11 protein-coding genes are annotated in these 11,629 nt (G+C 42.8%); 10 read left to right on the top strand and 1 reads right to left on the bottom strand.

Annotated elements, in window-relative coordinates; all coding sequences use genetic code 11:
- Nucleotides 1–36: 36 nt before the first annotated feature.
- Entirely contained in the window at nucleotides 37–1,356 is a 1,320-nt protein-coding gene (locus ACOAOT_RS15430; RefSeq protein WP_420217803.1) for an aspartate kinase, read from the top strand.
- 109 nt (nucleotides 1,357–1,465) lie between these two features.
- On the opposite strand, the gene ACOAOT_RS15425 is transcribed toward ACOAOT_RS15430, so the two are convergent.
- The gene (locus ACOAOT_RS15425; RefSeq protein ID WP_420217802.1) at nucleotides 1,466–1,999 is read right to left on the bottom strand and encodes a GNAT family N-acetyltransferase; all 534 of its coding nucleotides are present in this window, start codon (nucleotides 1,997–1,999) and stop codon (nucleotides 1,466–1,468) included.
- 176 nt (nucleotides 2,000–2,175) lie between these two features.
- Between ACOAOT_RS15425 and ACOAOT_RS15420 the strand changes: the two genes are divergently transcribed.
- The 9 genes from ACOAOT_RS15420 to ACOAOT_RS15380 all read left to right on the top strand — a co-directional run bounded on the left by ACOAOT_RS15420 (nucleotide 2,176) and on the right by ACOAOT_RS15380 (nucleotide 11,561).
- Nucleotides 2,176–3,297 (top strand): aldo/keto reductase, encoded by a 1,122-nt coding sequence (locus ACOAOT_RS15420; protein ID WP_420217801.1) that lies wholly within the window; start codon nucleotides 2,176–2,178, stop codon nucleotides 3,295–3,297.
- 26 nt (nucleotides 3,298–3,323) lie between these two features.
- Nucleotides 3,324–4,823: a polyphosphate:AMP phosphotransferase gene (pap, locus tag ACOAOT_RS15415; protein ID WP_420217800.1), complete on the top strand. Its 1,500-nt coding sequence runs from the start codon at nucleotides 3,324–3,326 to the stop codon at nucleotides 4,821–4,823.
- Nucleotides 4,824–4,889: 66 nt separating this feature from the next.
- A complete protein-coding gene (locus tag ACOAOT_RS15410) occupies nucleotides 4,890–6,146 on the top strand; it encodes a BaiN/RdsA family NAD(P)/FAD-dependent oxidoreductase (RefSeq protein WP_420217799.1) in 1,257 nt (418 codons plus the stop codon).
- Nucleotides 6,143–6,829, top strand: a complete 687-nt coding sequence (gene cmk / locus ACOAOT_RS15405) for a (d)CMP kinase (protein ID WP_420217798.1) — start codon at nucleotides 6,143–6,145, stop codon at nucleotides 6,827–6,829. The genes ACOAOT_RS15410 and cmk overlap by 4 nt, the downstream gene beginning before the upstream one ends.
- A gap of 3 nt (nucleotides 6,830–6,832) precedes the next feature.
- Nucleotides 6,833–7,684, top strand: a complete 852-nt coding sequence (gene ispH / locus ACOAOT_RS15400; protein WP_420217797.1) for a 4-hydroxy-3-methylbut-2-enyl diphosphate reductase — start codon at nucleotides 6,833–6,835, stop codon at nucleotides 7,682–7,684.
- A complete protein-coding gene (rpsA, locus tag ACOAOT_RS15395; protein ID WP_420217796.1) occupies nucleotides 7,665–8,765 on the top strand; it encodes a 30S ribosomal protein S1 in 1,101 nt (366 codons plus the stop codon). The genes ispH and rpsA overlap by 20 nt, the downstream gene beginning before the upstream one ends.
- Before the next feature lie 93 nt (nucleotides 8,766–8,858).
- Complete coding sequence (locus tag ACOAOT_RS15390) at nucleotides 8,859–10,916, top strand: M13 family metallopeptidase (RefSeq protein ID WP_420217795.1); 2,058 nt, start codon at nucleotides 8,859–8,861, stop codon at nucleotides 10,914–10,916.
- 194 nt (nucleotides 10,917–11,110) lie between these two features.
- Nucleotides 11,111–11,326, top strand: a complete 216-nt coding sequence (locus ACOAOT_RS15385) for a FeoA family protein (protein WP_104436553.1) — start codon at nucleotides 11,111–11,113, stop codon at nucleotides 11,324–11,326.
- 16 nt (nucleotides 11,327–11,342) lie between these two features.
- Nucleotides 11,343–11,561, top strand: a complete 219-nt coding sequence (locus ACOAOT_RS15380; protein WP_104436552.1) for a FeoA family protein — start codon at nucleotides 11,343–11,345, stop codon at nucleotides 11,559–11,561.
- Nucleotides 11,562–11,629: the final 68 nt, after the last annotated feature.

Here is an 11,629-nt window from a genome sequence, read left to right as displayed (position 1 = left end):
TGTAGATATTAACCTGTATCAGAGGAGAAAGACGCCATGAAAAAAGTTGTGAAATTCGGAGGAAGCTCTTTAGCCAGCGCCATGCAGTTTGAAAAGGTTGGTAATATCATTCGCGCAGACAAGAGCAGAAAATATGTAGTTCCATCCGCGCCGGGAAAGCGTAATGACAAGGATGAAAAAGTAACAGATCTGCTGTATCAGTGTTACGATGCGGCGGAAGCGGGAAAAAGCTACAAAAGCATTCTGGAAAAAATCAAAGAGCGCTATATGGAAATTATCAGCGGACTTTCACTGAACATGAGTCTTGATGAGGAATTTAATGTGATTGAAAAGAATTTCTTAGAAAAGGCAGGCAGGGACTATGCTGCTTCCAGAGGTGAATATTTAAACAGTCTGATCATGGCTGAGTATCTGGGATTTGAATTTATTGATGCCGCTGAGGTGATCTTTTTTGATGAAGAGGGCAACTTTGAAGCAGATCTTACAGATCAGGTGCTATCTGAGCGTTTAAGCAAGGCTGAAACAGCAGTTATTCCTGGATTTTATGGCTCAAAGCACGATGGCACCATTAAGACTTTTTCAAGAGGCGGCTCCGATGTGACAGGTTCCGTAGTGGCGAAAGCAATTCATGCAGATATGTATGAAAACTGGACGGATGTTTCCGGTGTTCTGGTGGCAGACCCCAGAATCATTAAAGATCCGGAAGTCATTGAAACCATTACATACAGAGAATTAAGAGAGCTGGCGTATATGGGTGCCAGCGTACTCCATGAGGATGCAATCTTCCCTGTAAGAAAAGAGGGAATTCCCATTAATATCCGTAACACCAATAAGCCTGAGGACAAGGGAACCTTAATTGTGGAAAGCACCTGCAGACAGCCCCGCTATACCATTACGGGAATTGCAGGAAAGAAAGGCTTTTGTTCCATTAATATTGAAAAAGCCATGATGAATGCTGAAGTTGGTTTTGGGAGAAAAGTGCTGGAGGTATTTGAAAAATACGGAATCTCCTTTGAACATATGCCTTCCGGAATCGATACCATGACGGTATTTGTTCACCAGTCAGAGTTTGAGGAATATGAGCAGTCTGTCATTGCCGGAATTCACAGAGCCGTTGAGCCTGATTTTGTGGAGATGGAATCTGATCTTGCGCTTGTTGCGGTTGTAGGCAGAGGGATGAAGGCCACCAGAGGGACTGCCGGCAGGATTTTTTCCGCGCTCGCCCATTCCAGAGTCAATGTTAAAATGATTGATCAGGGCTCCAGTGAATTAAATATTATAATTGGTGTTAGAAACAGTGATTTTGAAGAAGCGATTAAGGCGATATATGATATCTTTATAACAACCGAAGTTTAAAAGCTTAGGAATATTTATAGATGGCCAAACAGAGAAAAGTGGCAATGGATAATGTATAATATAAAGGCAGCTGCTGTTTTGCAGCTGTCGATTTTTATGTAAGTGCCTGCTATTTCATCACTTTCTCAAATCTAAACATTCCTTCAAGATAATCTTTTTCTGGTTTATCATCAGAATTCCATTCATTAGAATCCGGTTCATTGGGATCCGGATGATATTTATTATAGAATTCAACCGCACTAAATCCACAGCGATTGATATAAAAGTGGATGTTTCGTTTTTGAAAATAAGGTGTACAGGTTTCCCATACCTTTGTCTCCGGATGAAGTCTTTCAATATGATTCCATATTGCCTGACCGATACCTTTGTTATGTACTCCATTTTTCACATACAGGAAGTCTAGATGATTATGCTGTGTTTTCTCGTCAATCACAACGATAGCGCCTCCAACCATTTCTCCATCTGCCAACGCTTCATAAGCGATAGAACCTTTTGCTGAAAGAGAACGGTCTATATGACTTTCTGGAAGAATTTCTTCTTCCATGTCTCCAAATGCATCCGCACTTTGTTGAAAAGCAGCTTGCATATCCTTTTTAAAATTTACTAAATGACTATCTCGTAACGGTATCATTTCAAAATTCATTTCATCATCTCCTAAATTTAAATATATACAATTATAGCAGAGAGGGGACTTGTAATGAAGCACTGCAATTATTAAATCAATCTTAAAAAAACTATTGGACAGGAAACAAATATGATACAATAATGATTAAAGCAGCTTATAGTTCAATTGCGAATCTTATCATGCGGAGGAAAAATATGCAATATCGTGATTTTGGAAAGACAGGAATAAAAGTTTCAGCACTCGGGTTCGGAGCCATGCGGCTTCCTCTTTCGGGAGAAAATCAGGTAGATGAGAAGAGGGCGGTGGCCATGATCCGTCATGCCATTGATCAGGGAGTCAACTACATTGACACTGCTTATCCCTATCATGAGGGGGAAAGCGAGCGGATCGTAGGGGAAGCGCTGCAGGAAGGTTACAGGGAGAAGACTTATCTGGCTACCAAATGTCCTGTTTGGAAGCTTGAAAAAGAAGAAGATTTTGAAGAAATTTTAGATGAACAGTTAACAAAATTAAAAACAGATCATGTGGATTTTTATCTGCTCCATGCCTTAAGCAGAGACCGGTTTGAAGAGAAGATAAAAAAACTGAAACTGGTAGAGAAGATGGAAAAAGCGAGAGCAGATGGAAAAATTAAGTATATTGGTTTTTCCTTCCATGATTCATATGACGTGTTTCAGGATATCCTAGATTATTATGATGGATGGGATTTCTGCCAGATTCAGTATAACTATGTGGATCTGACACATCAGGCAGGCTTAAAAGGACTGAAAGAGGCTGCTGGAAAAGGACTTGCCGTAGTCATTATGGAACCGTTATTAGGCGGAAGACTGGCCAATCCTGCAGCTCATGTAAAAGAAGCGTTAGGAAGTGAAAAATCCAGCGTGGAATATGCCCTTGACTTTTTATGGGATCAGCCGGAAGTCAGCCTGCTTTTAAGCGGTATGAGTGATGAACAGCAGCTGGAAGATAATCTTTTGTATGCTGACAGAAGCTATATTGGAATGGTATCCGAAGAAGAACATGCCATGTACAAGAAAGCAAAGGAAATTTTTGATTCCATGGCGCTGGTTGGCTGTACCGGCTGTCGTTACTGTGTTCCCTGCCCATTCGGACTGGAGATCCCGGAGATATTCTCCTACTATAATATGACGGCAGCCCACAAAGAGGGCGAAGCCAAAGCAGGGTATGAGGCTCTTTCGATAAAAGCAGACAGCTGCAAGACCTGCCACAGATGTGAAAAGGAATGCCCTCAGATGATTAAAATCAGCCAGGTTATGCCAGAGGTAGCAAAGGTGTTTGAAAAGATACAGGCTTAACGGAAACCAGTAAGGAGGGACTGTTTATGCTGGAGAAAATTGATTTATCAAAGAAAATTGATAAGGAAACTTACAAAAAGACAGAGAAAGAACAAAGTGAAAAGCTGGGGCTTTTGCAGCGCCAGTTAAAGGAAGCCGGGGTTCCGGTTATGATCGTATTTGAAGGAATGGGAGCCTCAGGAAAAGGCACTCAGATCAATCACCTGATTCAGGCCCTTGATCCCAGAGGCTTTGATGTCTATGCCAATGATAAATCGACAGACGAAGAGCGTATGCGTCCCTTCCTGTGGCGTTTTTATACAAAACTGCCTGCCCAGGGAAGAATCGCTGTTTTTGACAGAAGCTGGTACCGCCAGGTAACTATGGAACGTTTTTCCGGAAAGCTTCCTGATGAAGACCTGCCTGGAGCATTTCATGACATACAATCCTTTGAACGTCAGCTCACCGATGACGGAATGGTTATCATCAAGCTTTTCCTTTATATTTCCAGAGAAGAACAGAAGAAGCGGTTTAAAAAGCTGGAAAGTTCAAAGGAAACCAGCTGGAGGGTAACAAAGGACGACTGGAAGAGGAACACCGAATATGACCGTTTTCTGCAAATTTGCGAAGAGATGCTTCAGAATACGGACATGGATTATGCCCCATGGACCATAATCGAAGCAAACGATAAAGAATATGCAGCAGCCAAGATCATGTCCTGTGTGGCAGACTGCCTTTCGGATGCCTTAAATAAAAAGAGCTTAAACGGAGTGCCCAAGGAGAAAGAAGTGCCAGTCCGTTCAGAAAGCTTTAAATCAGGTGTTCTGTCCGGAGTGGACTTAACCAAGTCCATTTCAAAGGAAGATTACAAAAAGGAAATCGACCGTTTACAGAAAAAGCTGGAATTCCTCCACAGCCAGATTTACCGCATGCGGATTCCGGTTGTACTGGGATTTGAAGGCTGGGATGCAGCAGGAAAAGGCGGAGCCATCAAGCGGCTTACCAGCCACCTGGATCCAAGAGGGTATAAGGTATACCCGACTGCAGCCCCCAACGATCTTGAACGGGTTCATCACTATCTCTGGCGTTTCTGGATCAATATGCCAAAAGCAGGCCATATCGCCATATTCGACCGCACCTGGTACGGGAGAGTGCTTGTAGAGCGGGTAGAGGGCTTTTGCAGGGAAAGCCAGTGGAAGCAGGCTTATCAGGAAATCAATGAGATGGAAAGCCACCTGGCAAATGCCGGTGCTGTCGTCCTTAAATTCTGGCTTCATATCGATAAAGACGAACAGGAAAAACGCTTTAAAGAACGGCAGGAAGATCCCTTAAAGCAGTGGAAGATTACAGAAGAAGACTGGCGAAACAGAGAAAAATGGGATCAGTATGAATCGGCAGTCAATGAGATGCTGGTTCGTACCTCCACAACCTATGCACCATGGGTGGTAGTGGAAGGAAACTGCAAGTATTATGCAAGGATCAAGATCTTAAAAACTGTGGTGGAAGCTCTGGAAAACAAGATAAAAGAAGTGAATAATCGTCCCTGACCACTTGTGTTTTCCTCTCTTTTCGTGTAAAGTAGGAGGAAGTGAACAAAGGCAGGAGGATAGGGCATGAATACGGTTTTAATCGTGGGCGGGGGCGCTGCAGGGATGCTGGCTGGAATAGCAGCAGCCATGAAGGGCAGTACCGTCCACATTTTTGAGAAAAACGAGAAGCTTGGTAAAAAAGTATATATTACGGGAAAAGGACGGTGCAATGTAACCAATGCCTGTGATACGGAGGAGCTGTTCGGGAATGTTGTAACCAATTCCAAATTCTTATACAGCAGCTTTTACGGTTTTACCAATTTCGATATGATGGAACTTTTAGAGACCCTTGGCTGCCAGTTAAAGACGGAACGGGGAAACCGGGTATTTCCGGCTTCGGATAAAGCTTCCGATGTAATTAAGGCCCTGAACAACCGGCTTTTGGAACTGGGTGTTATGATTCATTACCGGAAAAAAGCAGAAAAGCTGATGATTGAAAATGGTACTGTAAAAGGAATTGTGGTCAGTGACAGTACCGGAAAAAAATCTTTCTATGGAGACAGCGTAATCATTGCCTGCGGCGGTTATTCCTATCAGACTACCGGTTCCACGGGAGACGGCTATGAACTGGCGAAAGAAGCCGGACACACCGTAAGCACGTTATCTCCGGCACTGGTTCCTTTCGTTGTGGAAGAGCCCATGATTAAGGAGCTGCAGGGTCTTTCTCTTAGAAACGTAGAAGCGACAGTGATGAAAGGCAGCAAGGTTATTTACAGGGAATTCGGAGAGATGCTTTTTACCCACTACGGAGTCAGCGGTCCAGTTCTTTTAAGTGCCAGCAGCTATGCGGCAAAGGAACTAAAGAAAGGTCCACTTACTCTTTCCATTGATTTGAAGCCTGCTTTGACAGAAGAACAGCTGGATGCCAGGATTCTAAGAGATTTTGAGGAATCCATGAATAAGCAGTTTAAAAATGCTCTGGGCAATCTATATCCTGCCAAGCTGATTCCTGTTATCATTGATGCAAGCGGAATTTCTCCGGAAAAGAAGGTTAATGAGATTACAAGAGAAGAACGTCAGGCGCTGATTCACGTAACCAAGTCATTTACCATGACTCTCACTGCACTGAGAGGATACAATGAGGCCATTATCACCCAGGGAGGTGTTTCTGTAAAAGAGGTAAATCCCTCCACTCTGGAATCCAAACTTGTAAACGGCCTGTATTTTGCAGGAGAGGTGCTGGATCTGGATGCGGTGACCGGGGGCTTTAATCTTCAGATTGCCTGGTCCACGGGTTTCGCAGCAGGAAGTGCGGCAGGAGAGGAGAAGGACGAAAGATGACAAAGGTTTATAATATCGCAATTGACGGACCAGCTGGAGCGGGAAAAAGCACCATTGCCCGTGCAGCAGCCAGTAAACTTAATTTTGTTTATGTGGATACTGGAGCCATGTACCGTGCCATGGCATTGCATTTTTTAAGAAAAGGGATCTCTCCACAGGATGAGGCCGCCATTTCGGAAGCTGTTAAGACTGCGGATGTAACCCTGGCCTATGAAAACGGCGTGCAGCAGGTGATTTTAAACGGAGAGAATGTATCAGGACTGATCCGTTCTGAGGAAGTGGGAGCCATGGCTTCTGCCACTTCTGTGCACTTACCTGTGAGAGAAAAACTGGTAGAACTGCAAAAAGGTCTTGCAGCCCGGGAGAATGTCATTATGGATGGCAGAGATATCGGTACCTGCGTTCTTCCTGATGCCGATCTTAAGATCTATTTAACCGCCAGCAGCCGGGTTCGTGCCGAAAGAAGGTATCTGGAACTGAAGGGAAAAGGACAGGACTGCAGCCTGGAAGAAATCGAAAAAGATATTATCAAACGGGACCACCAGGATATGAACCGGGAACATTCTCCCTTAAAACAGGCAGAGGATGCGGTGCTTTTAGATTCTTCTGAGATGAGTGCCAGAGAGGTAATAGAACGGATTTTAATGCTGTTTGAGGAAAGAAAACTGGAAGAGAGGAGCTAATGTATGGAAGTAGTAGTAGCAAAATCCGCCGGATTCTGCTTTGGTGTGAAACGTGCCGTTGATCAGGTATATGAACAGCTGAAACGAAACGATAAGCCAATTTATACGTATGGTCCCATCATCCACAATGAAGAGGTTGTAAAAGATTTAGAGGAAAAAGGCGTAAAAGTAATTGAAAGTGAAGAAGAATTAAAAAAGATTCACGACGCCGTTGTGGTAATCCGTTCCCATGGAGCCGGAAAACGGGTTTATGATATCATGGAAGAGAACGGAATAGAGATTATTGATGCAACCTGCCCTTATGTAAGAAAGATCCATAAAATTGCGCAGGAGCAGAATAAAGAGGGCAGACGCCTGATCATAATTGGTAATGATTCACACCCGGAAGTGGAAGGTATTAAAGGCTGGGGAAATGACAATACTTTAGTGGTGGAAACACCCGAGCAAGTGGAAACTTTGCCGCTCACAGAAGGAGAGAGGCTGTGTATTGTATCACAGACGACATTTAATTACAAGAAATTTCAAGATTTAGTTGAAAAAATTTCTGAAACGCGGTATGATATACTTGTTTTAAATACGATTTGCAATGCAACACAGGAAAGACAGGTGGAAGCAAAGCGGATAGCTTCAGAAGTGGATGCCATGATAGTCATTGGCGGAAAAAGCAGTTCCAATACCCAGAAGCTGTACGAGATATGCCGAAGGGAATGTAAGAATACTTACTATATCCAGACACTAGGTGATTTAGATCCTGATTGTGTAAATTCTGTGCGCAGCGTAGGTATTACAGCCGGGGCTTCAACCCCGAATCATATTATCGAGGAGGTTCATACTAATGTCAGAGTTAAGTTTTGAACAAATGTTAGAGGAATCATTGAAAACCATACGTACAGGAGAGATCGTCACTGGTAAAGTCATCGACGTAAAAGAAGATGAAATCGTCTTGAATATAGGGTACAAGTCTGACGGCATCATCCCGCGTAGCGAGTACACGGATGACCAGAATTTAAATCTTACAACCGTTGTACAGGTTGGCGAAGAGATGGAAGCCAAAGTCACTAAGGTTAATGACGGTGAGGGTCAGGTTGCTTTATCCTATAAGCGATTAGCAGCAGACAGAGGCAATAAGAAGTTAGAAGAAGCATTTGAAAACCACGAAGTACTTACCGCAAAAGTTGCACAGGTGCTTGACGGTGGTTTAAGCGTGGTTGTAGAAGGCGCAAGAGTATTCATTCCTGCAAGCCTGGTATCCGATACTTATGAGAAGGATTTAACCAAGTATGCAGATAAGGAGATCGAATTCATCATTACTGAATTCAATCCAAAGAGAAGAAGAATTATCGGTGACAGAAAGCAGATTATGGTTGCTAAGAGAGCCGAGCTTCAGAAAGAATTATTTGACAAGATCCATGCAGGCGATGTTGTTGAAGGTACAATTAAGAACGTAACCGATTTCGGTGCATTTATTGACCTTGGCGGAGCCGATGGTTTACTTCATATATCAGAGATGAGCTGGGGCAGAGTAGAAAGCCCGAAAAAAGCATTCAAAGCTGGTGAGAAAGTAAAAGTTTTAATCAAAGATATCAACGGCGACAAGATTGCACTCAGCTTAAAATTCCCAGAGACAAACCCATGGAAAGATGCATCTGAAAAGTATGCAGTGGGCAATGTAGTAATCGGTAAAGTAGCACGTATGACTGATTTCGGCGCATTTGTTGAGCTGGAGCCAGGCGTTGATGCTCTGCTTCATGTATCCCAGATTTCCAGAGAGCATGTGGAAAAACCTGCAGATGTTCTGGCAATTGGACAGGAAATTGAAGCAAAGGTAGTTGATTTTAACGAAGACGACAAGAAGATCAGCTTAAGCATCAAAGCACTTCAGGGTCAGGACGAAGCAGCTGCAGAAGATGCACCTGTATATTCTGACGAAGTTTAAGCATAATAAAGAATGAGCAGATGGGAAGTGGAGAAATCCGCTTCCTTTTTTCGTACAAAAAATATTATGTAATGGCAAGGAGAAGTAGATTTCATGAAAAAAGTTTTTTTCACAATACTATCGGCGATAATAATTATGACACTGGCGTTTACCGGATGTAAAAGTAAAACAGACCCGAAACCGGAAGAAGAGCAGACCCAGGCAAAGCCCGCCAGTGGAGCGGGAAAGGCCTCTGCAGGGGAAGCAAACCATATACGCCTGGAAGATGATTATTATGACTTTGTCAACGGGGAGATGCTTAATAATACCGAGATTCCGGGAGATGCAAGTGGCTGGAGCCAGTTTTACAAGCTGGACAGAGAGGCTTATGAAATCCTAAATGAAGTACTCCGTGAATCTGTGAATAACAGGAAAAATGAAAAAGAAGGATCTCTGGAACAGAAAATTGCCGATCTCTATCTGACCGCTATGGATATGGATGGGAGAAGGGCTGCCGGATTTGGTGGACTTGCTGTATATATGGACGGGATCAGCCGTGCCTCCACCATTGAGGAGTATCTGGAACAGGCAGGGAAAATCTACAATGATCTGGGGGTTAGCAGCATTATTCTGCCCCAGTGGTCTGAGGATATGAGTAATTCTACCCGCTACGCCCTGTATTTTGACGGCGCAGATCTTGGACCTGGAAAAGAGACTTTAGAGGATTCCGACCAGGAAGAACTAATGAACCATTACCGCAATTATATATCCCGGATTATGGAATATACAGGGCTGAAGAAAGAAGAAGCGGATCAGGCTGCAGATGGCATTTTAAAATTACAGAAGGATCTGGCGGGAAGTGCACTTCCTCTTAGCAAACAGGGAGACCCTGAGGTTATATATAATCCGTATACCGGTGACGAATTAAAGAAACTGTTTCCAGATGGAACCATGGAGACCTTTTTAAAAGCAGCAGACTTAAATGAACAGGATCAATACATTGTGGTTCAGGTAGATCAGATGAAAAAAATCGGCGGATATTTAAATCAGGAATCCCTCCCTCTTTTAAAACAGTATACGTTATTTTGTCTGGTAAATGATTTTGCTCCCAGTCTGACACCCGAAATCAGAGACACCAATCTGGAATGGAATAATTTAAGAAAAGGAATCAAAGAAAGAAAAACAGACGAAAAACTGGCAAGTGAATTGACACAGAACACCCTGGGGTTTGAATTCGGAAAGCTTTATGTTGAAAAATGCTTTTCCAAGTCGGATAAGAAGGACATTGAGTCCATGATCCGACTGATTCTTGCCTCCTATAAAAAACAGATTGAAAATCTCACCTGGATGAGTGATGAAACCAAGGCTTCTGCCATAAGAAAGCTGGAGCATATGAATCTAAAGGTGGGTTATCCGGATAAATGGCCCAATGATTATAAAGATGCCAAGGTGTTATCAGCAGAAGAGGGGGGAAACTTAATTGATAATAGCCTCTCTCTCCTGAAAGCAGTCAATGAGGTGAATAAAAAGAAATATAGGGAACCTGTGGACAAAGGAGAGTGGGGCATGACTCCCCAGACTGTAAACGCATATTATAACCCCACTGCCAATGAGATTGTGTTTCCGGCTGCAATTCTCCAGCCTCCGTTTTATGACCCAAAAGCAGACTTTGCCTCTAATTTAGGCGGAATCGGAATGGTAATGGCTCATGAGGTGAGCCATGCATTTGATTCTTCCGGTTCCCTTTACGATGAAAATGGAAATTATCATGTATGGTGGACAAAGGAAGACCGGGAAAAATTTGATGAACTGGCCAAACAGGTGGAAGAATACTACAGCGGAATGGATGGATTTCAGGGAAGAAAAGTAAATGGTGCGCAGACATTGAATGAAAATATCGCAGATCTGGGGTCCATGGCATGCATTACAGCAATTGCAGGTGAAAAGAACAGTGATTTAAATTTATTGTTCCGCCAGTATGCAATAATCTGGGCGTCCAAGTATACTCCGGAAGCGATGATTGACCGTCTGAATACGGATTCCCATTCCCCAGCTAAAGTCAGAGTCAATGGAGTGCTTAGCGCCACAGATGCATTTTACAAGGCTTATCCTGATATAAAAGAAGGAGATGCTATGTATGTGGCTCCTGATAAAAGAGTGAAAATCTGGTAAAAACAAGATAGAAAGGCTGCGGCAACAGGTTTTATATGTCGCAGCTTTTTATGATGAAATGTGTATGTAAAAAAATACATTTCAAATATGAGAAAATTTTTCAATAAAAATATTGACAACTGACGAAAGTTAGAATATACTAACTGATGAGAAATGGGAATGATTATCAATAATAAAATGAAAGAAGATGATGAATGATGCCTTTAACAATGGTGAAAGCAGGAGAGCCTAACGTAATTCGTAAAATCGGCGGCAAAGAAGAGACAAGACGTTTTCTGGAAAACCTGGGTTTTGTTACCGGCGGAATTGTGACTGTTGTTTCTGAAATAAGCGGAAACATGATCGTGAATGTAAAAGATTCCAGAGTTGCCATAGGAAAAGATATGGCTAATAAAATCATGGTGGGATAGAAAAGGAGAAAAGACGATGACATTAAAGGAAATTCCATGCGGTAAAACTGTCAAGGTAACCAAGCTAAGCGGAGAAGGTCCTGTTAAGAGAAGGATTATGGATATGGGAATCACAAAAGGTGTTGATATTTTTGTGAGGAAAGTAGCTCCTCTTGGAGATCCGGTGGAAGTAACAGTCAGAGGGTATGAGCTGTCTTTACGAAAAGCGGATGCAGAAATGATCATTGTGGAGTAATTTTTTTACATATTAGTTAGGTGAGACTAATACCAGACAAATCAATTGCTGACAGGCAGAAAGAGGTA

Source organism: Lacrimispora struthionigena, assembly GCF_048627165.1.
GTDB lineage: Bacteria > Bacillota > Clostridia > Lachnospirales > Lachnospiraceae > Lacrimispora.
The sequence above is the reverse complement of the archived record's forward strand: the minus strand, read 5'-3'. Positions and strand labels throughout refer to the sequence as shown.

Bases quoted from the DNA above. Each gene is read 5' to 3' on its own strand.
- ACOAOT_RS15430 (WP_420217803.1), top strand. From the start codon at position 37: ATGAAAAAAGTTGTGAAATTCGGAGGAAGCTCTTTAGCCAGCGCCATG.
- ACOAOT_RS15425 (WP_420217802.1), bottom strand. From the start codon at position 1,999: ATGAATTTTGAAATGATACCGTTACGAGATAGTCATTTAGTAAATTTT.
- ACOAOT_RS15420 (WP_420217801.1), top strand. From the start codon at position 2,176: ATGCAATATCGTGATTTTGGAAAGACAGGAATAAAAGTTTCAGCACTC.
- pap (WP_420217800.1), top strand. From the start codon at position 3,324: ATGCTGGAGAAAATTGATTTATCAAAGAAAATTGATAAGGAAACTTAC.
- ACOAOT_RS15410 (WP_420217799.1), top strand. From the start codon at position 4,890: ATGAATACGGTTTTAATCGTGGGCGGGGGCGCTGCAGGGATGCTGGCT.
- cmk (WP_420217798.1), top strand. From the start codon at position 6,143: ATGACAAAGGTTTATAATATCGCAATTGACGGACCAGCTGGAGCGGGA.
- ispH (WP_420217797.1), top strand. From the start codon at position 6,833: ATGGAAGTAGTAGTAGCAAAATCCGCCGGATTCTGCTTTGGTGTGAAA.
- rpsA (WP_420217796.1), top strand. From the start codon at position 7,665: ATGTCAGAGTTAAGTTTTGAACAAATGTTAGAGGAATCATTGAAAACC.
- ACOAOT_RS15390 (WP_420217795.1), top strand. From the start codon at position 8,859: ATGAAAAAAGTTTTTTTCACAATACTATCGGCGATAATAATTATGACA.
- ACOAOT_RS15385 (WP_104436553.1), top strand. From the start codon at position 11,111: ATGATGCCTTTAACAATGGTGAAAGCAGGAGAGCCTAACGTAATTCGT.
- ACOAOT_RS15380 (WP_104436552.1), top strand. From the start codon at position 11,343: ATGACATTAAAGGAAATTCCATGCGGTAAAACTGTCAAGGTAACCAAG.